The sequence below is a fragment of the Actinomycetota bacterium genome (genome assembly GCA_030774015.1).
Taxonomy (GTDB): domain Bacteria; phylum Actinomycetota; class UBA4738; order UBA4738; family JACQTL01; genus JALYLZ01.
The window spans coordinates 1-26,155 of the sequence record JALYLZ010000016.1 but is presented as its reverse complement, the minus strand read 5'-3'; the positions used below and the strand labels follow the sequence as shown (position 1 = coordinate 26,155).

Sequence of the window (26,155 nt, the reverse complement as noted above, 5' to 3'; positions counted from 1 at the left end):
GGCCACGGCCCGGTACGCCTCGGCTGCGGCCGTGGCCAGGGCGTCCGCCATGCCCTGGGGGTCGGCGCCCACCGCGCCGGCGCTGCCCCGGCCCGCGGCCAGCCGCTCGCACAGCCCCCGGAGCACCTGCGCCAGGATCACGCCGGAATTCCCCCTGGCCCCCATCAGGGCGGCTTCGGCGATGGCCCGACCGAGGTCCGCCATCGGCGCCTCTGGGTCCAGGCGGTCGATGGCCTCGACCACCGAGCGCTGGGTCAGGTGCATGTTGGTCCCGGTGTCACCGTCGGGGACGGGGTAGACGTTCAGCGAGTTCAGCTCGTCGCGATGCTGCTCCAGGGCCCGGGAGAAGCGGCCCATGATGTCGCGAAGGGCCCGTTCGTCCAGGGTCTCGACCGCGGTCGCCACGAACGCAAGCGTAGTTGCCACGGGTGTCGATCGAAACGACGCGGCCCCCGAGTTAGTCCGCGAGCTGTCCTAGCATGGCTGGCGTGATCACCAAAGCGCTGTTGCCGGGAGTGCTCGCCGTCGCGCTGCTGGGCGCGGCGTGCACGCGCGGCTCCGCGCCTCCGGCCACCTCCGAAACGGTGATCCTGGCGTCGCCCTCGGCGCTGAACGCCACCCGAGCCCCGCTCCTGCCGACCGACCGGTTCGCCCTGCCCCAGCTGGACCAGGGGCAGTTCCAGGCCCTGCTCCGGCAGCTGCGGGGGACCCCCACGGTCGTGAACATCTGGGCGTCGTGGTGCGGGCCGTGCCGGAAGGAGGCGCCGCACCTGGCGGCGGCTGCCAGGCGGTTCGGCCACCGGGTGCAGTTCCTGGGCATAGACATCCAGGACCAGCGGACACCGGCCCAGGAGTTCATCCGCGACTTCGGGTGGCCCTACCCGAGCATCTTCGATCCGACCAGCGAGATCCAGCACGGGCTGGGACTGCTCGGTCAGCCGGTGACCCTGTTCTTCGACCGCCAGGGCAACCGCGTCAAGACCTACACGGGGCCGGTGCCGGCGGCCGTCCTCGACCAGGTCATCGGGCAATTGCTGGCGTAGCGATCCACCAGAAGGCCCGATATCGGCATCGCGACAGCGCCCGTAGCGTGGTACACCTCGGCGGCAGGGGTATCAACGGGATGGCCGGACGGGTCGTGGCCCCGGTGGGCAAGCCCTTCTGGACGCCGGCCCGGGCTCCGCAGCAACGCCCGAGCGGTCCCCCGTCCGGAGTAGAGCGAGCAGCATAACGACGTCGAACGCGCCGCCGGCGCGAAGGAGGGCAGTCCATGGCACTGGCGAACGAGCGAGAACCGGCGTACGCCATCGACACGCTGTTCCTCGAGGAGCGGACGTATCCGCCCCCGCCCGACTTCGCCGCGCAGGCCAACGCGAAGGCCGACATCTACGAACGGGACCCGAACGAGTTCTGGGAAACGGAGGGGCGCAACCGGGTCTCCTGGTACGAGCCCTTCGACGAGTTGGTCGAGTGGGAGCTTCCCTATGCGAAGTACTACATCGGCGGGAAGCTGAACGTCTGCTACAACTGTGTCGATCGCCACGTCGAGTCGGGTGACGGCGACAAGGTCGCGTATTTCTGGGAGGGCGAGCCCGAGGGCGACCGCCTCCGGATCACCTTCTCCGACCTCCAGTCCGGCGTCGTGAAGGCGGCCAACGCGTTCAAGGAAGCCGGGATCGCTCGCGGCGCGCACGTCGCCGTCTACATGGGCATGATCCCGGAGCTCCCGGTTACCATGCTCGCCCTGGCGCGGCTGGGGGCTCCGTTCACCGTGGTATTCGGAGGGTTCAGCGCGGACTCTCTCTCCGGCCGGATGAACGACATGGAGTGCGAGTACCTGATCACGCAGGACGAGGCCTGGCGGGCGGGCAAGCCGGTGCCGCTGAAGAAGAACGCCGACGACGCCCTGGAGCAGTCACCCACGGTCAAGCGGTCCCTCGTGGTCCGGCGAACCGGGGGCGACGTCCAGATGCGCGACGGCCGGGACGTGTGGTGGCACGACGTGGTGGATGGCCAGAGCGACGACCCGGCGGGCTGCCCGTGCGAGGAGATGGACTCCGAGGACCTGCTGTACCTCCTCTACACGAGCGGGACCACGGCCAAGCCCAAGGGAATCATCCACACCACGGCCGGATATCTGGTGGGAACGTCCACCACGCACCACTACATCTTCGACATCAAGCCGGACTCCGTGTACTGGTGCGCCGCCGACATCGGGTGGGTCACCGGGCACAGCTACATTGTCTTCGGGCCGCTGTGCAACGGGACCACCGGCGTGATCTACGAGGGCGTCCCCAATTTCCCGGACAAGGACCGCTGGTGGGACATCGTCGAGCGCTACAAGGTGGACATCCTCTACACGGCGCCCACCGCGATCCGGACCCACATGAAGTGGGGGCCCGAGTACGCGCAGAAGCACGATCTGTCGTCGCTCCGGCTGCTCGGGACGGTGGGCGAGCCCATCAACCCCGAGGCGTGGATCTGGTACCGGGAGAACGTCGGTGGCGGCCGCACCCCGGTGGTGGACACGTGGTGGCAGACCGAGACCGGGATGATCCTGGTCACGCCCCTGCCGGGCGTGACCATACTGAAGCCGGGCTCGGCCACCAAGGCGTTCCCGGGGATCGAGGCGGCCGTCTACGACGACCAGGGCCAGGAGGTCCCGCCCGGCGCCGGGGGCTACCTGGTGATCAAGACCCCCTGGCCGGCCATGCTCCGGGGAATCTACGGGGACCCGAAGCGCTACCAGGAGACCTACTGGGACCGGTTCCCGGGGGTCTACTTCGTGGGCGACGGCGCCCGCATCGACGAGGACGGCGACTTCTGGCTGATGGGCCGGGTCGACGACGTGATGAACATCTCCGGCCACCGCATCTCCACCATCGAGGTGGAGAGCGCGCTGGTGGACCACCCGAAGGTGGCGGAAGCCGCGGTATGCGGACGGAACGACCCGCAGACGGGCCAGGCCATCGTGGCGTTCGTCTCGCTGAAGGGCGGCGAGGAAGGCTCGCCCGAGCTGCTCCAGGAGCTCCGAGAGCACGTCGCCCGCAAGATCGGACCGATCGCCAAGCCGGCCAACATCGTGTTCACGCCCGAGCTGCCCAAGACGCGTTCGGGCAAGATCATGCGCCGGCTGCTTCGCGACGTTGCCGAGCACCGCGAGCTCGGGGACACCACGACGCTCGCCGACCCGACCGTGGTGGAGGAGATCAAGGGTCGGGCCGAGGCCGAGGCGGCCAAGGAAGACTAGGGGCGGGGCTGGGGGCGAGTAGCGTTCAGCCCCGTGCACCTGTGGCGCCTGCCGGTCGTCTTCGTGGCCGCCCTCGTGGCCGGCGTCGTCAACTCGATCGCCGGGGGCGGCACCCTCATCACGTTCCCGGTCCTGGTGTGGACCGGCTTGAGCCCCATCGTGGCCAACGCCACCAGCACGCTGGCCCTGTGGCCCGGCTATGTCTCCGCGACCCTGGGGTTCCGGCGAGAGCTCCGAGGGATGCGTCGGACCTTCCTGGTGCTGGCCATCCCGTCCCTGGCTGGCGGCCTGGTGGGAGGGATCCTGCTCCTGCACACGCCTGTTCGGACCTTCGACAAGGTGGTGCCGTTCCTCATCCTGGGGGCCACGCTGCTGCTGGCCCGGCAGAAGCCCGGGACGTCGGCCGCCGGCGCAACGCCGCCGATGGAAGGGCGCGGGCGCGTCGGCGCGGCGGTGGCCTTCCAGTTCGGTGCCGCCGTGTACGGGGGCTACTTCGGGGCCGCGCTGGGGTTCGTGCTGCTGGTGGGATTCGGGTTCATGGGGATGCGCGACCAGCTCCAGATGAGCGGCCTGAAGAACGCCACCACCGTGCTCATCAACGGCACCGCCCTGGCGTACTTCATCGCCTCCGGAGCGGTGCGGTGGGCGGAGGGACTGGTCATGGCGGTGGGCGCCATTGCGGGCGGGTACGCCGGCGCGTCGCTGTCCCGGCGGGTGGGTGCGCGGCCGGTGCGTAGGGTCGTGGTGCTGCTGGGATTCGGCGTGTCCATCGCGCTGCTGATCCGCGCGTTCTGACGTTGCAGGTCAGGCGGCCGAGCCTCCCGAGCCATCGACCGCGTTCAGCCGCCACGGCCCCGGACCCGCGGCGGCCGTCTGCTACCCTGGATCGGCCATGGCTGCCGTGTGTGAAGTCTGCGGGAAGACCCCCTTCTTCGGGATGCAGGTCTCCCATTCCCACCGCCGTTCGAACCGCCGGTGGGACCCCAACGTGCAGCGCGTCCGCGCTCTGGTGGACGGCCGGCCGAAGCGCATCAACGTGTGCGCCAAGTGCCTCAAAGCCGGCAAGGTCACCCGCGCGGTCTAGCGACCTGCGAGTTCACCGGGCGTCCGAGCCCGCGATCGGCCCACCACTTCCACAGAGGGTTCACGGGGCCGACGCCTTGGCCGATGGCCAGGGCATGGCGGATGGCTTCGGTCACGAACGCCTTCCCGGATCGAACCGAGTCGAAGAGCGAGTCGCCGCGGGCCAGGTGTGCGGTGATCGCGGCGGACAGCACGCATCCCGTCCCGTGGGTGTGGGGCGTCTCCAGGCGCTCGCCCTCAAGCCATTCCGTCCGCTCGCCGTCTGAGAAGAGGTCCGCGGCCGGGCCGTCCTCCAGATGTCCCCCCTTGACCAGCACGGCCCGGGCACCGAGGTCGAGGATTGCCCCCGCGGCTCGCTCCATGTCGTCCCGCGTTCTGACGGGAAAGCCCGCCAGGCCCGAGGCCTCCGGCAGGTTGGGCGTGACCAGTTGCGCTTGCGGCACGATGTCGTTGCGAAGCGCTGCAATTGCATCCTCTTGCAACAGCGAATGGCCGTGCTTGGACACGAAGACGGGATCGACCACGAGCGCCGAGATCTCGCACTCCAGGACCGCTTCGGCCACGGCCTCCACGATGGGCGCGGACGCGAGCATCCCGGTCTTGGCGGCATCGACGCCGATGTCGAGCGCCACCGCCCGGATCTGGTCGCCAACCGTCTCCGGAGACAGCTCCTCGTAGCCGCTCACCCCTTTGGTGTTCTGGACCGTCACCGCGGTGATCGCCGTCATCCCGTACACCCCGAGGGCCGCGAACGTCTTCAGGTCGGCCTGGATCCCGGCGCCGCCGCCGGAGTCGGATCCGGCGATGGTCAACGCGCGCGGCGGGACCGCCCCATCAACCGGCGGCAAGGTGATCCCACCCCCTGGGCTCCAGGGGGCGTTCGGCGCCGGATGCATCGACCGCGACCAGCCCCAGGGTCTCGGTGATGTCCCCGATGTCCGTCAGGGGCACGCCGAAGCGCTCCTCGAGCTTCGTCCGGGCCTTCTCCACCACCAAGGGGTCCAGCACGGCCAGCAGCTCGTAGTCCTCTCCACCCGACAACGCCAGCTCGAGCGGGTCGGCCTGGAGCACCCCGGCGAGCTCCTTCAGGGCGGGCGCGATGGGGACGCGATCGAGCTCGACCCGGGCTCCTACCGAGCTCTCGGCGCACAGCCTCGACAGGTCGAGGGCGAGGCCGTCGGAGATGTCCATCATGGCCGTCGCCCCGACCTGCGCCAGGGTCTGGGCCTCGCCGACCCTCGCCACCGGGCGGCAGTGGGCCTCGATGAGCGCGTGGCCCCACTCGGATCCCACCGCGGAGGCGGAGCCCGTTCCGTGCCCTCGGGCCAGCAGCAGGCCGCCCGCGGAGGCGCCCAGGACGCCCGTCACCACCAGCCGCTGCCCCGGGATCGCTCCCGAACGCAGGACCGCGCGACCACGAGGCACCTCTCCCACCACCGAGACGGAGATCACCACCTCGCCTCCTCGGGACAGGTCTCCGCCCACCAGGGAGAGCGCGTATTCCCCGCACGCGGCCCGCAGGCCCCCGTACAGCTCCATCACCCACGCCGGTCCCACGTCCTTCGAGACGGCCACGGAGACCAGCGCGTAGCGAGGGCTGGCCGCCATCGCGGCGACGTCCGAGACGTTCACCACCATGGCCTTGTAGCCGAGGTCTCGCGCGCTGATGATGGAGCGGTCGAAGTGGACGCCCTCCACCAGCAGGTCGGTGGTGAGGACGGCGTCGCCGGAGCCGGTCTCGACGAGCGCCGCGTCGTCCCCCACGCCCGCCAGCACGCCCGGCCCCTGGCCGGAGAGAACCCTCCGGATGGCGGCCACGAGCTCGTCCTCGGTCACCGCGTGTTCGCTCGGCGCTGCGGGATTCACGATAATCAGCCTACCCGCGGCGCTTCAGCGGGGTGGACGACGCAGAGAGGGGGCCTCGCCGTGGCCGTCATGAACACCATCGAGCTCGAGGGCGTGTCCGACAAGAGCTGGGGGGACGCCGCCAGGGAGGCCCTTCGCGAAGCGGCCAAGACCATCCGGGGCATCAACCGGCTGGAGGTGCTGAACACCTCCACCCGCGTGGACGGCGACCGTATCGCCGAGTTCCGCACCCAGATCCGCCTGTACTTCATGGTCGAAGGGACCCGGTAGGCCGTCCGGCCTGCCTGGGGCGGGCGGCTCGACCGGTTCCTGCCCGAGGCCCTTGGGTAGAATCGACAGCCCCACGCTGTGGGGGGCCGCCCCCGCCACCTCCGACAGGGAGTCCACCGTGCCGCTCGAAGCCAAGAAGGTCCACGACAACCCCTCGCCCCAGGAGCTCCGCCGCTTGACCGAGGCCATGCCGAGCTGCCGCGTCACGGAGTTCGACAACGTGAACGTGCAGACGAAGGTCACGTCCCGCAGCGCCGGCAGCACCTACGTCGTCACCGACGATCCCACCACCACCGGCGGGCAGAGCATGACCCGCGAGGAATACCAGCGGATCGCCAGGCTCCAGGACGAGTACATCCGTGAGCAGGAGATGGTCGTCGTCGACGGCTTCATCGGGAACGATCCGGACTTCCGGGTCCCCGCCCGCCTCAGCATCGAGAAGGCCAACGCCAACATCGCCGGGATGCAGCAGAAGCTGTACTTCCCGCGCGAGGGAGGCGAGCCGCAGCTGCACGTCATCTACACGCCGAACCTGCCGGCCCCCGGCTACCCGGACGAGCGTTGCATCGCGGTCGACCTCGATGCCGGCGTCACCCGCGTCCTCAACTCCGACTACTTCGGCGAGTCGAAGAAGGGCGGCCTGCGGATGTGGAACACCATCGTGTACGAGCGCGGCGGCCTGGCCCTGCACGCGGGGTGCAAGGTCGTCCCGGCCAACGGCGGCGAGAAGGTGTTCCTGATCATCGGCCTCTCCGGGACCGGGAAGACCACGACCACGTTCACCACGCAGAACGACTCGCTGCCGGTGCAGGACGACTTCGTCGCGCTGATGCCCGAGGGCAAGGTGTACGGCTCCGAGAACGGCTGCTTCGCCAAGACGTTCTCGCTGGACCGCGACTTCGAGCCGAACATCTACAACGCGGTGATCCGCCCGGACGCCTACCTGGAGAACGTCTACCAGGACGCCCAGGGCAAGGTGAACTTCTTCGAGACCTCATACACGAAGAACGGCCGGGCCGTGTTCGGGATGGACGCGCTGGGGCGGTTCCGTGACGCCCGCGAGGTCGGCTCGGTGGACTTCCTGCTCATCCTGAACTGGAACGAGAACATCATCCCGGCGGTGGCGCGGCTCTCGCAGGAGCAGGCGGCCGCGTACTTCATGCTCGGCGAGACCACCGGCACGTCCGCCGGCGGGACGGCGGAGGAGGGCAAGTTCCTCCGCGTTCCCGGCACGAACCCGTTCTTCCCGCTCCCCCACGGGCTCCAGGGGAACCGGTTCCTGGAGCTGCTGGCCACCCACCCGATCGAGGTGTTCCTGATGAACACGGGGCGGGTGGGCGGCAAGGCCGAGGACAAGCGCTGCAAGAAGGTGAAGATCCCGCACTCCTCGGCCGTCGTGCAGGCCATCGCGGAGAGCACCATCAAGTGGACCGACTCGCCGGACTTCGGCTACGAGGTGGCCGAGGACGTGCCCGGCATCGACGACGTCGAGCTGCTCCAGCCGTGGCGGCTGTACGAGGAGCAGGGCCGCACCGACGAGTACCGCCAGATCGTGGAGCGCCTGACCGCCGAGCGCCGCGACCGCCTGTCCGAGTTCCCGGAGCTGGGCCAGGAGATCATCCGCGCCGTCGGGTAGTCCCGCTGGCCCCGAGTCTCAGTCCGTCGCCCCTCGGGTGAGAGCCGTTCGCAGTACCTGCATATCGTCCGGGTGCACCCTGATAAGGCCCGCCCCCCGGCAAAGCTACTCGCCGCGGATCAACTGTCCAGGGATCGCACTTCGCTCACGTGGTCGCGCCGGCCAGAGCGGCCCGGAGCGATGGAGTCGAGCGGAACTTGCCCGGGTTGTGGAGTCGGTCGGCGCTATCGTCATGCCGCGCCCGCCGCGTCGGCCGCCCAGGGGACTCCTTTCGAGATGGCGTGGCCGCCGGGAGGCCCTTGGGCACCGCCCGGGCGAGCGCGCTGAGACGGCCAGTCCCAATATCGACTAACGGAGTAACCGTCGGCCCCTGGTCACGTGATGTCAGGGACCAGCCAGCAAGTAGCGGCGAATGAAGGGGCTCCTCCAGGCCAGGCGAACTGTTCCTCCCGAGCCATTCGTCGACGATGCTGGTCTTCTTGGCCGGACCGGTCAGTTCCCGTACGTAGAGCTCGTACAGAAGGAGGATGCTTCGAGGCGAGGCACGACCTTCAGGCACGACGCTCGAACTGAGCCATTCGGGCGTCATCCCAGACGACGACACTTCGCTCCCGGGCAAGCCGAGCGGCATCAGGTGTGAGTCCAGAGGTGCTCACCAAGATAGCCCGCACATGTCGGTCTGGGGGGAGCACTCCGAGCAACGAGCGAACCACGTCCACACCAACAGGCCGTGCGTGGTCCTTGCACTGCACGTACAGGCAGTCTTCGACTCCGACTTCGTCGATGCGCGTTGCGATGAGGTCAACGCCTCCATCGCGGGATCGCGGAGTCTCCTCAACGGTCCACCCCACTTGCCGCAAGATCGACGCGCAGCGCTGCTCGAGCTCGATACCCGGAGGCGGCGTGTCCGGCAGAGGTACCAGGATGCCCGACGAGCGAAGCCCGAAGAGCCCGAAGAGCTCCTCGCGGGTCAGACCCGCGCCGAGATCGAGCGAAACATCGTCGACTACCTGGTCAAAGAGCTGCTGTTTCGCTGAGATGACTTCGTCGATCCGTTCCTCGATCGTGCCGATCATCGCGTACTTGAACACGGTCACGGGGAAGACCTGACCCATCCTGTGAGTCCGGTCCTCGGCCTGGCGCTCGATCGCAGGGTTCCACCATCGATCGAGATGGAACACGTACGACGCCTCCTGTAGGTTCAGGCCAATGCCTCCGGCCCGGAGCGACAGCACGAGCGCCCGATGACGCTCGCTATTCTTGAACTGCTGGATCACGTGGTCACGCTCGACGCCTGTCATACCGCCCGTGTATGTCAGCGGGTTGAATTCGTCCAGAGCCCGTCGCACCGCGGCAACTCCGAATCGCTCATCGGTGAACTGGGAAAACACGAGCGCTCGGTGGCCCTCGTCGGTCAACACCTCCATTCGACTTCGAATGTCGGCGAGCTTGGCCGACTGCCCGCTCCGCGGACAGAAGTTGCAGATCTGCTTCAGCCGCAGGATCAGCTCAAGGACATGTTCGACCCGGATCTCCGCGCCGCGTTCCTCGAGTTGGAGCACGCCATCGCGCTCGGCCCTGTCATAGGTGAGCTGTTGTTCCTCGAGGAGCGGCAGTGACAACGTGATGACCTGCTTGGGCGGAAGATCGAGAAGCACATCGACCTTGCGCCGCCGGAGCTGCAGCTGGCGGTGGCGCTCGAGCATGTCGCTCGTCGACGAGTAGTGTACGGGCGGGCCGCCCGGATCCCGATCGACGAACTCCATGATCGACGCGAGATCTTCGAGCCGGTTCTCGAGCGGCGTACCGGTCATGGCCCACGATCGGCGGCGGTTGAGCAGCTTGCAGGCCCGGCTCAGTTCGACTTCGCGGTTCTTGATCTTTTGCGCCTCGTCAAGCACAACGATGTCCCACGTCCGCCGGCGGGGTGGCGACTGCGGGTTGTCGGTGAAGTCTGATCGCAGAGTCTCGTAGCCGACGATGATCACGTGCGCTTCGGCCGCCCACTGCCAGGCACGGTCCCTCGGCTGACCATGGACGAGCATCAGGCGCAGCTCCGGCGCCCAGCGCGTCAGTTCGCGTTTCCACTGCTCGCGCAAGCTGGCCGGCACCACGAGCAGCACACGTTCGATCTCGCGGCGGTGGCAGAGGATGCGAATGGCTGCCGCGGCTTGGACCGTCTTCCCTAGGCCCATGTCGTCGGCGAGAAGGATCCGGTCCCGGTCCAGGAGGGCCCGCACGCCATCGAGTTGGTAAGGAAGGAACTGTCCCGGCCAATCGAGGATCGTGTCGGGCCCGGGGAGCAAGGCATCTAGTGGTACAAGGAGAAGAACGCGCAGGCGATCGGCGAGCGACGGGCCCTCTGGCTCCGCGGGGCGCGTCCGCAGACGGACACCAGCGCGGGCCCCGCTCCCTTCGCCGGGTGCAACCGGCGCGCCCGACTGACGCTCTGGGCGCTCAGTCAGATCGAAGACGGCAGCTTTCCCCGCAGCGATCGCCGTCCGCAAGAGCCGCTCGACCGGCAACGGCGAGATCCTGTTCGCGGGGAGCGTTCGCGTCTCTGCCGCACGCGCCGCGCCCAGTGGAATCCGCAGGACGACACCCGCCGTTGGCCTTCGCACCCGACGTCGGAACCACCTGCGGCGCACAGGCGCGTCGGTTCCTCGCTCGGCCCACCACACCGATCGGCTCACATCGACGCGAAGGCCTCGTCGATACCTCTGGCTGCGCGTTCGAATGGTTCGAGCATCAGCCCTCGACCACGCAGGGCATCGAGAAGGACTCGAACAGGCGAGTCCGGAGCAGGCGGGGCGGCCACCCAGAATACGTGCAGCGCATCGTTCAGCTCCTCGGCCCACTCCGATGCCGCATGAGCTGCGGCCGCCCCGTCCGCCACCCGGCAGAGAGGCACGAGCACCTCGAGATCCTCCGCGAACACCGGCGGCGGCACTTCCTCGGCCCGAGCCAGCAGGAGGAGCGGTTCGCGCGGGCATGCGGTGAACAACGGGAGGCACAGAGCGCGCACGGCCTGCCGCCTCGCCTCGCTGGCCCGCCACAGAGACGATGCAGGGACATCGACCCGGCTGAAGCAGAACTCAACGGGCTCGCCGCGGCCGTTCACCAGAAACAGCGCCCCCCGGAGCCCCCCGGCACCCTCGTCGACGAACCGCAGATAACCGGCGAGGCCGAGGTCATCGACATCGCCATGATCGCGAAAGGGGATGGGCACCTGCTACTCCGTCACTCCATTCCCGTCGGTAGCTCCCTCGGGTGCACGTTGCAGCGTCGTGTCCTCGCCGTATTCGACGTGAAGCTCCTCTTCCTCGAGGTCGACCTGGCTCGACGGATACAGGCGGCGGAGGTCCCACTCCGCGATCCACCGGCGCACGTGCGAACGCATGCGACGGCGGGTCGAGTGCTCGCTCCCCCAGGCATCGGGGGGTTCCCAACCATGCGCCTTGCCGTGGATGTCACGAAGTCGCTCGTAGGTGGTGCGGAGCTCGGTCTCGTCGGGAGGCACCAGCTCGAGGTCGTCGCGCTCGATCATTCTCATGCCCACCTCGGCGCGGGCGGCAAGCACCGCCCAATCGTCGGTGCCCTTGCTCCTCAGCTTCGGGCCCACGGCGTCGCGATCGCCCTTCTCCTGGAGCACGGCGATGTCGAAGTCGGTGGTGATCGTTGCCACCGCGGTGACTCCCACGAAACCGTCCTCATCGATCCTGCCCATGAGCCTCGCGAGCTCGGCGTAGGACCTCCCCCGCTGGAGGATGCTGTAGCGGCCCACGAGCTCGACCTCGTCGATCAGCAGCACCCAGCCCGCGTATCCGGCCCCCTGGATGAGCCGGCTGACGAAAGCGAACCGCTCCCGCGCCAGCTGCGCAAGCTTCACGGCCTTGACCGGGTAGGTGCTGAGCTCCCCGATCTGACGGAGCCCACCACGGATGTCACGGATCGAGAATCCCTCACCCGACCAGAAGTTGGTGATCTTCTCCGTCAGCTCCGGATCGCTCTTGAGTCGTTCGTAGAGCAGCAACGTCGCGGGGAACAACGTGCTGAGGCCGCTGCCGTCCTCGTGTGCCCACCGGTAGAAGTCGACATAGAGGGAGGAGTTGGGGTCGATCTTCAGCGCGATCTCGCTGACGGCCGGCCCGTGTTGATCGGGAACCTCAGCCTGGTCGACCGCCGCCTTAAAGAGCTTGCGGAGGTCGTAGAGGGGAGTCTCCTTGCTGATGACGATGCGACTGCAGACGAAGTTGCGCGACAGCGCGAGGTGCTGGAGATATTCGAGCACGTGTGACTTTCCGGTGCCGAAGTCGCCGGACACGAGAAGGCCCGGAACCGGGTCGCCACTCTCGACGGACGGGCGGAGGGCGTCGAGTTGTTGCAGGAATCGCCTCTCGACCTCCGCTTGACCGCATCCGAGGACACGCACGGCGTCCCGGTTCGGGACGCCGCTTCGCAGTGCTTCGAGCGCGCGCCGGCACTCGGTCCTGCCCGGGACGGTCGCGAGGGGCTCGGTGGTCACGTCGGCACCGCCACCGGGGCGGCCGAGGAGACCCGGACCAGTGAGGACATCGGGTTCACGAGCTTCGTATCGCGGATCTCGTCGTACACCCGGAACTTGAGGGCCTGGTACTCACCCACACCCCTGCCGGCGGAGCTGTCGTCCAGGAACTGGGGAGCGGGCACGACGACGAGCAGGAACCCATCCAGACGGTCCGTCGAGTCGATGAACTGGCGGAGCAGCTCGTAGGCGTCCAGGCGCGAGGTCTTCGTGTAGTACGTGAGCCCGTCCCGCGGGTTCTTCGCCACCGTGATTCGAGCAAGATCGAGCCTCGCCACGAGGCCCGGGCAGCCTGCGAAGCGAATCCAATCGAGCATCGACTCGAAGACGTACCGCGCGTTGGCCCGGTTGATCCGGGTGAAGATGTTGTAGGGCTTGACGGCCCCCACGGTCTTCACCTTTCCGGTAAGCCAGTCCGTGATCACCTCTGTCGTCGTGGCGCCGTCGGGCCCACCCGAAAGCTGCGCCAGGCAGAGTTGTGTCATCGCTACCCGGAAATCCTTGGCCAGCGTGCTGCGCATGAACACCGCCTTGCTCACCTCGCGACGGAGCTCCCCGCGCAGGAACCCCGCGTCGAGATCGTTGGCGCGTGCAAGGGCACCCACGAACGGAGCGCCATCGAGGACGGGAACCGTGTAACCGGCGGATCGAGCGAGCTCGCCGAGCACCAGGATGGCCAGCCGTTCCCAGGGGATCTGATCCGCGACGCGGAAGAAGAGCTGATCCATCATGTGCGCACGTGTCTCGGCCGCGCTCACGCCGGCAACGAGGTATCCCTGTTCCTCCGCAGCGCGGTTGAGCCCGTCCAGGATGGTCAGGCCCGCTTGCTCATCGTGCGGAACGACGAACTTGATGGAGGCCCCACCGGCCTTCACGAATTCATCCAGATACTCACGACGGATGAAGCCGAGCCATTCGTCCGGGCGCATCTCAGCGGTCATGCCCGGGCTCCGAGAACTTGACGCCGTAATAGACAACCGGCGTGCCATCAGGCGCCACGAATGTGATCAGATGCGACGGTCCCCTGGTTCCCGTGCTGGCAGGGAAGGACACGCGGGCCCCAGATCTCGTGGTCGTCACCCCGCTTCGGTCGAGGAAGAAGACGTCGCGGGCGAAGTCGGTCTTGTCGTAGTCCTTCGCCAACCCCGGCAGGAGCGTCAGGGCCCGGTACACGTTGCCGAGTGTCGTCCCCTGTACGCCTTCGCGACCGATGACGAGCCGGTACGCCCCGTAGAGCGACTCCAGGAACTGCCCCGGCTTGAAGCGCGGCATCTTCGACTGGTTCTTCTCCAAGAGAGCCACGAGGTGGGTGGGCCGCAGTCCCGTCACCCTGGCGCGGTCGACCTGAACGGCCCTGGCCTCGGGCAGCACCTTGAGCAGTGACGGAAACGACACCAGCCGGTCGTCGTGCCGGTGGATCTGGAGTCCGCGACTCTTGGCCACGTCCATCAACTCGTCCTCGTAGCGGTCGCGAAGGAGCACCTCCTCCTCCTCGGGCGTGAGGGGCCAGGCCATCTCGGCGGTTCGGGCTTCCTGACGCGCCAAATGGTCGGCGACTCTCAGGCTCACCGCGGTCTTCCGGATCTTGGCGATGTCGCCGCTCTGCGCTGCCTTGACGAGCTGTTTGGCAGCGGAGGCAAGCGCCGCTGCAGCCTTGGCGGCTGCCCTCGCTTCGCGCTCGGTGTCGGCGCACGCCTGTTCGAACTCACCCAACGGCCGGTCCCCTCTCAAGCTCGGTTTGCGTGCGCATAAGTTTCGGCCACCGCAGGGGAGCTCGGCAAGTGGGCGAGGGTCGTCCCGGTGCTCGCACCTTGACCTGCCGGCCCCTCGATCGAGAAGATGACCCGGCCACGCGGCAGAACAGGTCGGAGACCGGACAGGGATGGCCGAAAGCGATGAGCGTGGCGTGGATACGGTTCTTCAGGGCGGTGCGGTGCCGCACGAGGTGCAGGCGGAACCTGGCCCGCTCCCGTTCGGCCCGGACGCCTGGGGTGGGGAGCCAGATCGCCGGCACGAGGTCCCGGCGGGCGGGCTCCGCCAGGACCCAGGCGACGATGCGGTCGGTCTTGCAGGCCAGGGGGGCCAGGCCCTTCACCTTCTGGGCGTCGGCGATCTCGACGTCCCATCCCGCGAGCTCCAGGGTGTCGTGGACGAACCGGGCGCCGTTCATCGACTCGATGGCCGCCCGGACCGGCTCCCCGTACCTCACCGTCGACCCGGCGAGCGTTCGCAGCGCGTCGCCGTCCGGTGAGACGGCCGTCACCTCCTTCGTCCCTCCGCTCTCATCGAGCAGATGCACGTCCAGCCTCTTCCTCGACAGATCCAGACCGGCGTACAACATGCGGGGGCCTCCTTCGGCTTGGTCCGCCGGTGACACGCGGAGCCTGCCACTGGAAGCCCCTCTTCATGGGATTCAGCCTACCGCCGCTTGGCCGAGAGCCGTTCGCAGTACCTGCATATCGTTCGGGGCCACCCGGACAAGGCCGGCCCGGAAGTACTGGCCCCAGACTTCCTTCCACCTAACGAAGCTGAGCCGGCCGACCAGGGGCTGGACGGGGACGCCGGACCGCTCCGGAAGCGACATCAGGATCTCGAGCGTGCAGCCACATGCGAACTCCCGGCCTGCGATGCTCACCGGCGGAGAAAGCGCCCGGATATCGCTCGTCACTCTGGCCAGGGCGGCGAGCTGCGACCGATCCCGCGTTGGGTTGTGAAAGGCACCGCGACCCATGTAGACCACGAGCTCGTCACCGGGCCGGATCGCCGACGCCCGGCGGCATTGTCCCTCCGAGAAGGCCATCCGGCGCTCCGCCAGGACCCAGCGCAGAGCCTCCACCTCGGCCAGGACGATCAGCCACCCACCGGGATCCTCGGCTTCCACCGGCGTGGAGACTACCGTTCGGGGCGGCTATCGTTCCGCACGATGGCGATATCGAGTGACCCACTGGAGCAGACCCTCGCCACAGCACTGGGGCCGGGGCTGCCGGTGTCGGACGCCGACGCCCCGGAGGTCCGCTGGGTCTGGACGGTCTCCCAAGTCGAGATCGCCCTGGCCGGTCAGGTGAACGACCGTCGCCTCCGGGCCGTGTGGACCCGCCGGCGCGGTTCCCGCGGAACCCCCCTCCTCGTGATCTGTCCCACCGGAGACTCCGCGGCGCGGGTTCTCGGACCCCAACGAGCCGACGAGCCGGTCCGGGAGGTGGGGGCGGACGCGCTGGTGGGAGTACTCCGGGAATTGGAGGGGAAATCAAGGCGGGACGCCACAGCGGCGCTGGCCGCGGCCCTCGAGCGCATGGACCGCTCTGGCATTCCCGGACTGGTCATCCGGGGCCTGCTCACCAAGCACCTGCTGGCACGCCGGCTACCCCGCGACCATCCCGAGGACTGGCGACGCCTCCAAGCGGACGCCGCGAGCGTGCGGCCTGGCCGGACCTGGCGGGAGAACCTCACGGCCCTCGGCTACCAAGCTGAGTCCCGAGCCGACCGCGGGTACCTCCTCCGGCACGGCGACCGGAGGATCGCGGTGGTGCATCCGTTCGCCGACCCGTCCGCGTTCGCCCGGATGACGCCCGAAGGGAGCCCTCCCGAAGGCCTGCTGGTCGCGGACTGCCGGAAGGAGGGCGTCCCGTGGGGCGTGCTCGCCACCAACGACCGGTTCCGCCTCTTCCCGGCGCAGACCTCGGTCGGTGCGGCCACCGCCCGGTACCTGGAGATCGACATCACGCACACGGAACCGGGCGACTGGGCGTACCTGGGGCTCCTGGCCCCCGAATCGCTCGCGCCGGGCGGATTGCTGGAGCGGCTGGTGGAGGAGGCGGCGGCGCTCGGGAACGAGCTTCGGGAGACGATCGAGCGCCAGATCCGAGAGGAGGTCCTGCCGGCGCTGGCTCGCGGCATGGGCGCACACCTCTCCGCCGCTCCACGCCGGGAGCGGCTGACTAGTCCCAACGTCCGCAGGAACATCGAGGATGCCGCCCTCCTGATCCTGTTCCGCCTGCTGTTCTTCCTGTACCTGAAGAGCCGCGGGTACCTCCCCTACGCGCTCGCTGCCTATCGCCCCCACTCCGCCACCCAACTGCTCCAGGAGGCCCGCGGCCAGGGCTCGGAGTTCGATGCCCGAGCCAGCACGCTGTGGGACCGCTTCACCACGCTCGTCCACGCCATGCGGACGGGGAACACCGCCTGGGGGCTGCCCGCGTACAACGGCGACCTGTTCGCCTCGGACGTCCTCCCCGGCGCGGAGCTGATCGAGGAGGCCCGGATCGCCGACTCGGCTTTCGGACCGGCGCTGGCCGCCCTGGGGTTCGACCCCGAAGGAGAGGACGCGGGCGCCGGGGTCGACTACGGAGACCTCGAGATCACGCACCTGGGCCGGATCTACGAGGGGCTGCTCTCCCTCCACCTGTCGTACGCGACCGAGCCCCTCGCCTACGACGGAAGGGTCGAGCGCTGGGTCCCGGCGGGGCGCCGGGAGCCCGAGATCGCGGAGGGCCAGCTCTTCTACCAGACCGAGAGCGGCGGCCGAAAGGCCGGGGGCGTGTACTACACGCCTCAGGTCATCGTCCGCCACCTGGTAGACCACGCGGTGCTCCCGGCCCTGGAGGAACATCTGGGGCGGGTGGCGAAGGCGGCCGAACGCAACGCGAACGATGCCGCCAGGCTCCTGTTCGACTTCCGGATCCTCGACCCCGCCATGGGGAGCGCCCACTTCCTGGCCGACGCCCTCGACCGGGTGGCCGAGCGGATCGGCACGTTCCTGGCCGACCACCCGTTGAAGCCGGTGATCCGCCTGCTGGAGGACCTGAAGACGGAGGCGCGATGGGAGGGCCGCATCGAGGACGGCGACCTCCTGCGGCGCCTGGTCCTGAAGCACTGTGTCTACGGCGTGGACCTCTCCCCGATGGCGGTGGAGGTGGCCAAGGTCAGCCTGTGGCTGGCCTCGTTTGTCCCCGGGCTATCGCTCGCCTACCTGGGGCACAATCTGAAGCGGGGAGACGCCCTGGTCGGCGTAGCCGATCCTGTGGTCCTGGCGGACCTGGGGCCGCTGTTCGGCGAGTACGAGAACGCCCCCATCCCATCGGCGCTCCGGCGGGCCCGGGAGGTCGCTGCCCGGATCGCGGAGACGCCCGACCGTACGCCTGACGAGGTGGAGGCCTCGCGCCGGGTCGAGGACGAGCTGCGGGAGGTCACCCAGGGCTTGGACCACGCCTTCAGCGTGTGGTGCGCCGAGCCATTCGGGCTTCGCGGTGCCCGGAACTGGCTCCAGGGGGCCGCCGACCACCTGCTGGAGGGCCGCGAGGCCCGCGGGGAAGCGGAGTTCCTGGAGCCCGCCATCCAGATGGCCGAGGAGCGGTCCTTCTTCCACTGGCCGGTGGAGTTCCCCGAGGTGTTCATGCGCGAGGGCGCCCAGTTCCCGGACGAATTGGGCGACAACCCGAAGCTGGACGTGGGCGAGCATCAGGCCGGGCTCCACGAGGCCCCCGCCGCGAGCCGGCCGGGGTTCGACGTGGTGATCGGGAACCCGCCGTGGGAGGAGCTCACGGTGGAAGAGCTGGGGTTCTATGCCCTGCACGACCCCGGCCTGCGGGGCGTCACGGCCGAGTCGGAGCGCCGACGGCGGATCGACGACCTCCGCGGCCGGTACCCGCAGCTCGAGCCGGAGCTTGAGCGGAGACGGAGCGACCTGGAGGGCAAGCGACGGTTCTTCGGGCCCCAGGGCGGATACGTGGCGCAGGGGGCTGGCGACACGGACACTTACAAGCTCTTCTGCGAGCGGTACCGCTCGCTGGCCCGGGAGGGTGGCAGGCTGGGCGTGGTGCTCCCCCGGTCGGCGTTCCTGGTGGACGGGGCTCGGGGGTTTCGCAGGTGGCTCTTCCCGAACGCCCGAGTGGCGCGACTCGACTTCATCCTGAACAACCGGTCGTGGGCGTTCCCCATTCACCCGCAGTACACGATCGCCCTCCTGGCTGCCCGGCGACGCGCTCCGACGCCGGGTGCGGAGTTGCACATCAGCGGCCCGTCCGCGTCGCGCGCGGAGTTCGAACGGGCGTCGGGCGCTCCGGGCGTGGCGGTGGCGCTGGAGCGTCTCCAGGAATGGACGCGGATGGAGGGCGGCCCCGGTTACGAGGTCCCGCTCCTCCCCTCCCCCGAGGGCGTCGCGGTGTTCGACCGCATGCGCCGGGGCCCCCGGTTCGACCAGGCCTACCCGGGCGTGTGGTCAGCCTTCCCGGTCAGGGAGCTCGACGAGACCAACGACAGGCGCTTCTTTCGGCATTCCGATGGCGTTCCCGTGTGGAAGGGAAGGAACTTCGACCAGTACGACCCCCACGGGCGCGAGCCGGCCGGGTTCGCCCGGGAGCGCGACGCGATGAAGCGGCTCCAGGCCAAGCGGACCTCCAGCCGGAGCCGGTTCCGAGGAAGCTTCCCCCGCGAGGTCCTGGAGGACCCTTTGACTCACCCGTTCCACGCGGCGCGGGTGGCCTTCCGAGACGTCTCCAGGGCCACCGACTCCCGGACCGTCCGCGCCTGCCTGGTCCCGCCGCGCACGTTCCTCACGAACACGGCCCCGTACCTCGTCTTTCCCGAAGGGGCGCCGCCCGAGCAGGCCTTCGTCCTCGGCGTCCTCGACAGCCTGCCCTTCGACTGGCAGGCCCGTCGGTTCGTGGAGACCCACCTCAACTTCTACGTCCTCGACCTCCTGTGCTTCCCGCCAGCAGACGAGACCAACGTCGAGGGCATCGCCCGGCGCGCGGCCCGCCTTTCGTGCGTGGACGACCGCTTCGCCGAGTTCGCTGCAGCGTGCTCGGTCGAGTGCGGCCCGCTGGCGCCGCACGAGCGCGACCGCCTCCGGGCCGAGATCGACGCGCTGGTGGCGCAGGCATACGGCCTGGCCGAGGACGACCTCGAGGTGATCTTCGCCGACTTCACCCAGAACGCGGTCCCGGACGCCTACCGAGCGCTGGTCCGAGGGGCATTCACCCAGTGACCGCGGGCACCGCCATCCCCGAGCTTGTCCGAGCCGCCGCGGAACGGGCGGTGGCCCGGTACTGCGCCGACCGGACCCCGGCCCAGCACCGGGACGAGATCCGGATGGAGTACACCATCCGGGGCCCCTCGATCACGATCTTCGAGTGCCGGCCTCCGTGGCGCCCCGACTTCGGCCCGGAATGGACCCGCATGCCCATCGCCCAACTCCGATACAACCCGGGCGCCAGCCTGTGGACCCTGTACCGGGCCGACCGGAACAGCCGGTGGCACGTCTACGAGCTGATCGACCCTGCCCCCGGCGTGGAGCCGCTGCTCGCCGAGATCGATGCCGACCCAACGGGCATCTTCTGGGGCTGACGCCCGATCAGGTCCGGTCGTCCCTCCTGCGGCCCGACCACGCGTCGTACGCCTCGGTCACCTCCGCAAGGACGCCATCAAATTCAGGAAGCTCCCTGAGCTGGTGTGCAAGCCTCTGATCCCACGCACTCTTGAGTCGCCTGGCCGCTCTGGCAGGGATGCGCTGAGGCCCGTACCCGTATTTCGCCCGGTGTCCATCCGCCAGCTCGGCGAACGTGATGCCCGCACGGGCGAGGCCCCACCACACGTCGAACAGGTCCCGAGGCTCCCACCGATCGTCGAGGATGAACCACTTGTTCCCCAGGATTTCCTCGACGGCAACGACGGCAAGCTCGCGGCCGTGCGTCGAGAGGTCGGAGTAGGGCAGCTCCAACTTTCGCTGTGAGGCAGGGAGATGTGCTCTCTCGTTCGTGTTCACGTCGAGCTTCGTGGTTCCGCCGGCCCACACGACGATCGACTGCCACCAACCCGACCTCAACGTGGAGGACTCGATGGTGAGGTCCCGGCCCGTTGCCTGGGCGGCTTCCGCCACCACTGCCTCCAGCCGTTGCTGGAAATCGCTCACGGGATGCTCAGAGATGAAGTCCAGATCCTCCGAGAGCCGAAAGTCTGGCCAGTACGCGCGGGCCAAGGCCGTCCCTCCGCGGAAGATGAACTCCGGGAAGCTGGAAGCCGCCAGGGACAGGAGGTGGCTCATGACGTAGTCGCGCTCGACCTGGGCGATCGCCAGCCCCAGATCCCTGGCCCGGCGCCGGATTTCATCGTCCGTGATCACGTTCGTGCCGCCCGGAGCAGCTTCTGGAGATCGGTGTTGATCAGGAGCTCCCACCGCTTGTTTCGATCTGCTCCTTCGACCTCCTGGCCCTTCACCAGGGGGTAGTAATGGCGGGTCCGCCCGGCCAGGCGTTCGATCTCCCAGAGGAGTTCGGGGTCCCCGACGCCGGCCGCCTCGAGGAGGAACCCCAGCCGCTTCGTGACCGCCGGTCGATCGAAGCGACCGACGTACTTGAGGAGGCGATCACCGTTCAGGTCACGGTGGCGCCTGGCGAAGCCTCGAAAGACCTCTTCGATCCCGCCGCACAGGTCGGGCCGGTCGACGGCGTCAAGGAACGTGCGTTCGAGATCCGCCACGTTGACCGCTCGGCCCGCCTCGACCTGGCGTTCTTCGAAGCCGAACAACCGCTCCCGCTTCACGGTGACGAACCGAATCCGGGTGGTGCCGAGGGTCACCAGAGCCCGGGCCCGGGGCACTGCCACGAAGACAGTCCGGAGAGGGTGCTGGAGCATCTGGTGAAGCTCCATGGCCGTGTAGTAGGCGAGGTAGTAGGGACCCGGCGCGACGAGGTGTGCAGCAGCCAAGTACCAGTTCGTCAGGAACGTCTCTTGCTCCCAATCCGCCGGCTCGAGGAGGGCATACCGTCCGCGCCGGAGGCGCCTGGTCAGGCCCGCTCGCGCCATTCGGTAGGCGAGGTGGGTCGCTGCCCTCCGGTCGAGCCCGGTCTGATCCACCAGGTCATCGATCGTGAAGAGGCGTAGGCCCGCATCGGCGAGGCGCTGGACGGCCTTCTTGGCGGTAACGGCTCGTTCGTTCACGAAGTCAGTTTAGCGCAAGTTGACCAAAACTCAAGTTGGACGTATTGAGTGTCGCTATGAGCGACAACAACTTCTGTGAGATTGACCTTGAGCCAACTTTGGCCTAACGAGCTTCGCGATGAGCGGCTGAGACCTGAAATCAGCCCGGAGCAGACATTGGGTTGTCGAGGAGGACCGACGACGCGATCGGCCACGTCCACCACGGTACCCGTCGGGGGTGACAAGAATAATCCCCGCCAGTTCGGGCGGAGAACCCGGACGGCGGGGAGCAGTACGGTGACCATACCAGCGGCGCTCACGACCGGAAACTGTCTACCCGCGGGACCCCGGCTCGGTTCTCTCGCGCGGGGCCGGGCTTTGACGAGCTTGAAAAATCGGTGATGTGTGCGCTGACACACCCATCGACCCCCGCCCCCACCCGCGGGGACGACAGTCAAGTGGGCTGGCTTGAGGGACGCTTGAGCGCGTCAGCGAACTTCGTCTCGAAGTTCTTCTGCTGCCCGGTCCCGGGGAAAGGAATCCGCTCGTCCACCACCGGCAGTCCCTCCCGTTTCAAGCTGTGGAACGCGACATCGTAGACGTCGACCTTGATGAGGATGATCCGTTCGGGATTGAGAGCCTTGCAGCGAGCCACCAGGTCCGGGACGAAGCTGCCCAACACCGCACTGTCTCTCGGATTGGGCTTCAGGTCGATTAGGAAGACACCGTCGTTCCGAAGCTCGGTCAGCAATTGGGCCTTGTTCTCTCGGGTCGGCTCCTTCCCGAGGATCAACTTGGTGACGTACCGAAACAGGGCATCCTGTTCCGTCACGCTCTCAAAGTAGAAGTACCGTTCGAGTGACTCGGGTGGGGTCTGGGCAACGAGAAGAAGTTTGATGCTCTCCGGCTGGTGCTTCTTGGCAGCCTTAGCGCGGAGCTTGGCTGCTTGACGTTCGTCATCATCCATGTCGGCCATCTTGAACCAGGGCAGCGATGGCGTTCAACCTGAGTGCAAGCGCCTGCATCGAACGCCAGTTCGTGTCAGTGCCTCCTGTCATGATCAGGGTGTGTCAGAGACCAATATCCTTCGGCTGGCCCAGCGGATCCCCGATGAGGGATCGGCCTACCAGTACCTTGAGGGGCTCCGGTGGCCGGACGGTCCGGTGTGTCCCCACTGCGGCAACGAGGACCGCTGCTACTTCCTGAACCCGGCTGACGGCCAGACCCGCAAGACTCGGACCGGGGCTCGGACGGAGCGCCGGGTGTGGAAGTGCGGAGCCTGTCGCCGTCAGTTCTCCGTCCTCACCGACACCGTCATTGCATGGGACCAAGATCGCCGTGCGGACGTGGGTGTTCGTCATGTTCGAGATGTGCTCCTCCAAGAACGGCGTCAGTGCCCGGGAGATCGAACGCAAGTACGGGCTCACCCCTCGCTCGGCGTGGTTCATGACCCACCGCATCCGCGAGGCCATGAGGGACAACGGCCTCGGGATGTTTGTCGGAACCGTTGTGGCTGACGAGACGTGGATCGGGGGCAAGCCCGCCAACCGCCACGGCCACAAGCCCGGGTCCGGGGGCCAGGGAGTCACCGACAAGACCCCCGTGCTCTCCCTGGTGAACCGCACCACCGGTGAGATCCACTCCCGGGTCGTCCCCGACGTGACCGGGGCCACGCTCCGCAAGGCCATCGCCGAGCGGGTGGACATGGCGGGCTCGGTCCTCCACACCGACAGCGGGGCGCAGTACAAGGCGCTCGGCCAGGAGTTCGCGGCCCATGAGACCGTGGACCACCACTCCGGGGAGTACGTGAGGGGCGACGTGACCACTAACCCGGCCGAGGGCTACTTCTCGCAGTTGAAGCGGTCCCTCGACGGCACCCACCACCGCGTCAGCCGGGAGCACCTGCCCCGGTACCTCGCCGAGTTCGACTACCGCTACTCAACGCGGGGATCGAGCGACGCGGAGCGAGTGGACGATCTGCTCGGGCGGGTTGCCGGTCGGAGGCTGGCCTACAAACCGCTCATCCGGCGGTACGGCGCTTCCGCGGCGTCCTGAGCAGCACCTTCAACGCCTGGTCGGGATCCATGTTGATCTTCGTGCGCTTGTCCCGACGATGCGAGGGGCGCTGCTCGTTGTGGCGGGAGCGCCCCTTCCAGTATCGCCTTCCTTCCCCTCGCTAGTCATCCCACGTCCAGCCCAGCAAGGTACTTCGAGATCGCCACGGTGCCGTCGAAGTAGTTGGCGTGCGTAATCCGAACCGTCTCCATCGAGTCGGACCCGATCAGGACGATCTCCACGTCACGCTTGCCTGCGTACTCGCGTTCCTTGGCGGAGTAGGCAGCGACGGCTCTCTCTCCGTCGGAGCCAAACGGAATTTCCTCGACCAGGTGCCCTGCGCCGTGGTCGAAGACGAGTAGGAAGTGTTGGATGTCGCTCATGGCGTGGACCTCCCGTTAGGACGTGCCACCATGAAGGGTAGCGCATCCCGCCGCAAGTCGTTGATTCGGTCCACAAGGGCACTATCGACCGGTTCGTCCCTTTCCTCAAGCTCCATCGCCTCGGAAATAGCCTCCATCAGCCGCAGCACCTCCGGGGGACCGTATCCGCTCTTGAGATCCTGCCCGATCTTGCCACCGAGACGCTCGACCGTGTACGCCCATCCATGCATCACGGGTGTACGCAGTTGAACCTCGATGCTCCGAGGGGGGTTTCCATACTGAACGATGACATGGACTCCGCGGTACCCCGAGGCCTTGGGAGTCTTGAGGTAGTCGTCCACCTTCGGGGGTGAGCCCGTCCTCGCGATGCTGTTCGCAACGAGCTTCGCCTCGATTCGCCGTAGCTGAAGGATGTCTTCGACGATGGCCCTACAGCCGGCGATGTCCTGCATGGTCGTAAGGGCCATCTTCGGGTACCGCTCAAGCTTGCCGACGATGGTCTGCATCTGCTTGAGCCGCTGCGAGATCTTCGCTTGGCAGCCCTGCGACTTCACGACAGAGCGGAGACCCATGTTGGCGTGCGTCATCGGCTTCCGATGGCTCGCCCGGTAGGCGGAGACAACATCAAGAGCAGGGTAGAGGTCTTCCCGCGTGAGTTCGAGACCTCCCCACCACGCACGAAGCTTCTTGCCCGCCTTGTTGATCTGGTTGTTCGTGGGAAACACCGTTGCTGCCGCCATCGGTGATCGAGCCTACTACGCCCCAGTGACACCGCCGGGAATGGGTGTGTCAGCGCACACATCACCGAAAAATCCTTCAAGCTCCCGCTATGTCAGGAATCCGATGACCCATCACCAACCGGAACTCGTCGACAACCGGGAGCGGTACCCTGTCTGTCAGGCTGAGGTGAGACACCTCCAGTAGCACTCCATCCCTCCAGGGCGAGACAGGAGCTCGAAGACCGATGACCCTGACGAATGCTGCGTTGCTCTCACACGGCCAGGATGGCCAAGTGAGAGAGGACGACCGGCCCCGCCGGCGCAGGTTCTCCGCGGAGTACAAGCTGGCCATCCTCGACGAGTACGAGCGCCTCACGGAGGCGGGGGCGAAGGGCGCCCTCCTCCGGCGGGAGGGGCTGTACAGCTCCCACCTGGTGGAGTGGCGGCGGGCCCGCGACGAGGGCGCGCTTCGGGAGCTGGCCCCCAAGTCCCGCCGTCGCCGGACCCAGGCCCAGGTCGAGCTGGACCGGGCCCACCGGAGGATCGAGCGCCTGGAGGGCGAGCTGGCCAAGCACCGCCTGGCCCTCGAAATCGCGGGAAAAGCATCGGAGCTCTTGGAGCGGCTGCTGGCCGAGAGCACCGAGGAGCACAGGCAGCAGCCGTGATCGACGCCGCGTTCACCGATCTCGAGCCGCTGCTCGGCACGCGCTCCGCCTGCGCCGCGGTGGGCCGTCCCCGGGCCACGCACTACCGGTCGCGGCGCCCAGCCAAGGCTCGCCCGGCACCGCCACGCCCTACGCCTCCCAACGCGCTCACCGCTCAGGAACGGGATGCCGTCCTTCAGGCCCTGCGCTCCCCCCGGTTCGTCGACCTCTCGCCGGCCCAGGTCTTCTTCGTCCTGCTCGACGAGGGGACCTACCTGGGGAGCGTGTCCACCATGTACCGCCTGCTCAGGGCCCATGAGGAGGTCCACGAACGCCGGAGCCAGGCCGTCCATCCGGCCCGGGTCCGCCCCGAACTCCAGGCCCGGGGGCCGAACGCCGTGTGGAGTTGGGACATCACGAAGCTGAAGGGCCCCCGCCGAGGCGAGTACTACGACCTGTACGTGGTGCTCGACATCTTCAGCCGCTACGTCGTGGCGTGGTGCGTGGCGCCCACCGAGTCGGGGGAGCTCGCCAAGGATCTCATCGCCGACGCCGTCGCCCGCCAGGAGATCGCGCCGGGCACCCTCACCGTCCACGCCGACCGGGGCAGCTCCATGACCTCGAATGAGGTGGCCGAGCTCTTGGCGTTTCTCGGCATCGGCCGGACCCATTCCCGCCCCCACGTGAGCAACGACAACCCCTACAGCGAGGGTCAGTTCAAGACCCTCAAGTACTGCCCGGCCTTCCCCGAACGGTTCGGCTCCATCCA

The 26,155-nt window shown here is 68.0% G+C and carries 26 protein-coding genes; 11 read left to right on the top strand and 15 right to left on the bottom strand.

Annotation, left to right across the window (positions count from 1 at the left end):
* On the bottom strand, positions 1-405 hold a 405-nt coding region (locus M3Q23_01000), incomplete at its 3' end, for a DAK2 domain-containing protein (GenBank protein MDP9340690.1).
* Between the two features lie 83 nt (positions 406-488).
* On the opposite strand from M3Q23_01000, the gene M3Q23_00995 reads away from it, so the two are divergent.
* From M3Q23_00995 to rpmB, 4 genes are all read left to right on the top strand, one after another.
* Entirely contained in the window at positions 489-1,043 is a 555-nt protein-coding gene (locus M3Q23_00995) for a TlpA family protein disulfide reductase (GenBank protein ID MDP9340689.1), read from the top strand.
* Positions 1,044-1,270: 227 nt separating this feature from the next.
* Positions 1,271-3,250 carry an acetate--CoA ligase gene (gene acs, locus M3Q23_00990; GenBank protein ID MDP9340688.1) on the top strand — a complete coding sequence of 660 codons (1,980 nt, stop codon included), beginning with the start codon at positions 1,271-1,273 and terminating at the stop codon, positions 3,248-3,250.
* Between the two features lie 33 nt (positions 3,251-3,283).
* Positions 3,284-4,045 carry a sulfite exporter TauE/SafE family protein gene (locus M3Q23_00985; protein ID MDP9340687.1) on the top strand — a complete coding sequence of 254 codons (762 nt, stop codon included), beginning with the start codon at positions 3,284-3,286 and terminating at the stop codon, positions 4,043-4,045.
* 97 nt (positions 4,046-4,142) lie between these two features.
* Positions 4,143-4,334: a 50S ribosomal protein L28 gene (gene rpmB, locus M3Q23_00980; GenBank protein ID MDP9340686.1), complete on the top strand. Its 192-nt coding sequence runs from the start codon at positions 4,143-4,145 to the stop codon at positions 4,332-4,334.
* Here the strand turns inward: rpmB and thiD are convergent.
* Together thiD and thiL are read right to left on the bottom strand one after the other, a co-directional pair.
* Positions 4,318-5,181: a bifunctional hydroxymethylpyrimidine kinase/phosphomethylpyrimidine kinase gene (thiD, locus tag M3Q23_00975; GenBank protein ID MDP9340685.1), complete on the bottom strand. Its 864-nt coding sequence runs from the start codon at positions 5,179-5,181 to the stop codon at positions 4,318-4,320. The genes rpmB and thiD overlap by 17 nt on opposite strands.
* The gene (gene thiL, locus M3Q23_00970; GenBank protein ID MDP9340684.1) at positions 5,168-6,199 is read right to left on the bottom strand and encodes a thiamine-phosphate kinase; all 1,032 of its coding nucleotides are present in this window, start codon (positions 6,197-6,199) and stop codon (positions 5,168-5,170) included. The genes thiD and thiL overlap by 14 nt, the downstream gene beginning before the upstream one ends.
* A 69-nt stretch (positions 6,200-6,268) precedes the next feature.
* Between thiL and M3Q23_00965 the strand changes: the two genes are divergently transcribed.
* On the top strand, positions 6,269-6,469 hold the full coding sequence (locus M3Q23_00965; protein MDP9340683.1) for a dodecin family protein: 201 nt from the start codon (positions 6,269-6,271) through the stop codon (positions 6,467-6,469).
* Between the two features lie 52 nt (positions 6,470-6,521).
* Positions 6,522-8,105 (top strand): phosphoenolpyruvate carboxykinase, encoded by a 1,584-nt coding sequence (locus tag M3Q23_00960; protein MDP9340682.1) that lies wholly within the window; start codon positions 6,522-6,524, stop codon positions 8,103-8,105.
* Between the two features lie 551 nt (positions 8,106-8,656).
* On the opposite strand, the gene M3Q23_00955 is transcribed toward M3Q23_00960, so the two are convergent.
* The 7 genes from M3Q23_00955 to M3Q23_00925 all read right to left on the bottom strand — a co-directional run bounded on the left by M3Q23_00955 (position 8,657) and on the right by M3Q23_00925 (position 15,550).
* Positions 8,657-10,630 carry an SNF2-related protein gene (locus tag M3Q23_00955; GenBank protein ID MDP9340681.1) on the bottom strand — a complete coding sequence of 658 codons (1,974 nt, stop codon included), beginning with the start codon at positions 10,628-10,630 and terminating at the stop codon, positions 8,657-8,659.
* Positions 10,631-10,794: 164 nt separating this feature from the next.
* Positions 10,795-11,334, bottom strand: coding sequence for a hypothetical protein (locus M3Q23_00950; protein MDP9340680.1), 540 nt, complete (start codon positions 11,332-11,334; stop codon positions 10,795-10,797).
* A 3-nt stretch (positions 11,335-11,337) separates the two neighbouring features.
* A complete protein-coding gene (locus M3Q23_00945) occupies positions 11,338-12,630 on the bottom strand; it encodes a DUF2791 family P-loop domain-containing protein (GenBank protein ID MDP9340679.1) in 1,293 nt (430 codons plus the stop codon).
* Positions 12,627-13,610 (bottom strand): DUF2791 family P-loop domain-containing protein, encoded by a 984-nt coding sequence (locus M3Q23_00940; protein MDP9340678.1) that lies wholly within the window; start codon positions 13,608-13,610, stop codon positions 12,627-12,629. The genes M3Q23_00945 and M3Q23_00940 overlap by 4 nt, the downstream gene beginning before the upstream one ends.
* Positions 13,600-14,382, bottom strand: coding sequence for a hypothetical protein (locus M3Q23_00935; GenBank protein ID MDP9340677.1), 783 nt, complete (start codon positions 14,380-14,382; stop codon positions 13,600-13,602). Before M3Q23_00935 ends, M3Q23_00940 begins: the two co-directional genes overlap by 11 nt.
* Positions 14,375-14,968: a transposase gene (locus M3Q23_00930; GenBank protein ID MDP9340676.1), complete on the bottom strand. Its 594-nt coding sequence runs from the start codon at positions 14,966-14,968 to the stop codon at positions 14,375-14,377. Before M3Q23_00930 ends, M3Q23_00935 begins: the two co-directional genes overlap by 8 nt.
* Positions 14,969-15,082: 114 nt before the next feature.
* Positions 15,083-15,550: a hypothetical protein gene (locus tag M3Q23_00925; protein ID MDP9340675.1), complete on the bottom strand. Its 468-nt coding sequence runs from the start codon at positions 15,548-15,550 to the stop codon at positions 15,083-15,085.
* Positions 15,551-15,592: 42 nt separating this feature from the next.
* Between M3Q23_00925 and M3Q23_00920 the strand changes: the two genes are divergently transcribed.
* Both M3Q23_00920 and M3Q23_00915 read left to right on the top strand, forming a co-directional pair.
* Positions 15,593-19,654, top strand: a complete 4,062-nt coding sequence (locus M3Q23_00920) for a hypothetical protein (protein ID MDP9340674.1) — start codon at positions 15,593-15,595, stop codon at positions 19,652-19,654.
* Entirely contained in the window at positions 19,651-20,013 is a 363-nt protein-coding gene (locus tag M3Q23_00915) for a DUF3024 domain-containing protein (GenBank protein ID MDP9340673.1), read from the top strand. Before M3Q23_00920 ends, M3Q23_00915 begins: the two co-directional genes overlap by 4 nt.
* A 7-nt stretch (positions 20,014-20,020) precedes the next feature.
* Here M3Q23_00915 and M3Q23_00910 read toward each other — a convergent pair whose 3' ends face one another.
* The 3 genes from M3Q23_00910 to M3Q23_00900 all read right to left on the bottom strand — a co-directional run bounded on the left by M3Q23_00910 (position 20,021) and on the right by M3Q23_00900 (position 22,552).
* On the bottom strand, positions 20,021-20,710 hold the full coding sequence (locus M3Q23_00910; GenBank protein MDP9340672.1) for a nucleotidyl transferase AbiEii/AbiGii toxin family protein: 690 nt from the start codon (positions 20,708-20,710) through the stop codon (positions 20,021-20,023).
* Between the two features lie 74 nt (positions 20,711-20,784).
* A complete protein-coding gene (locus M3Q23_00905) occupies positions 20,785-21,606 on the bottom strand; it encodes a hypothetical protein (GenBank protein ID MDP9340671.1) in 822 nt (273 codons plus the stop codon).
* Between the two features lie 433 nt (positions 21,607-22,039).
* Complete coding sequence (locus tag M3Q23_00900) at positions 22,040-22,552, bottom strand: hypothetical protein (GenBank protein MDP9340670.1); 513 nt, start codon at positions 22,550-22,552, stop codon at positions 22,040-22,042.
* A gap of 371 nt (positions 22,553-22,923) precedes the next feature.
* Between M3Q23_00900 and M3Q23_00895 the strand changes: the two genes are divergently transcribed.
* Entirely contained in the window at positions 22,924-23,640 is a 717-nt protein-coding gene (locus tag M3Q23_00895; protein MDP9340669.1) for an IS1595 family transposase, read from the top strand.
* A 125-nt stretch (positions 23,641-23,765) separates the two neighbouring features.
* Here M3Q23_00895 and M3Q23_00890 read toward each other — a convergent pair whose 3' ends face one another.
* Both M3Q23_00890 and M3Q23_00885 read right to left on the bottom strand, forming a co-directional pair.
* Positions 23,766-24,023, bottom strand: coding sequence for a hypothetical protein (locus M3Q23_00890; protein ID MDP9340668.1), 258 nt, complete (start codon positions 24,021-24,023; stop codon positions 23,766-23,768).
* Positions 24,020-24,763: a RelA/SpoT domain-containing protein gene (locus M3Q23_00885; GenBank protein MDP9340667.1), complete on the bottom strand. Its 744-nt coding sequence runs from the start codon at positions 24,761-24,763 to the stop codon at positions 24,020-24,022. Before M3Q23_00885 ends, M3Q23_00890 begins: the two co-directional genes overlap by 4 nt.
* Positions 24,764-25,035: 272 nt before the next feature.
* Between M3Q23_00885 and M3Q23_00880 the strand changes: the two genes are divergently transcribed.
* A complete protein-coding gene (locus tag M3Q23_00880) occupies positions 25,036-25,407 on the top strand; it encodes a hypothetical protein (GenBank protein MDP9340666.1) in 372 nt (123 codons plus the stop codon).
* Positions 25,404-26,155: DDE-type integrase/transposase/recombinase (locus M3Q23_00875; GenBank protein MDP9340665.1), on the top strand; the 752-nt coding region annotated here is incomplete at its 3' end. The genes M3Q23_00880 and M3Q23_00875, both read left to right, overlap by 4 nt.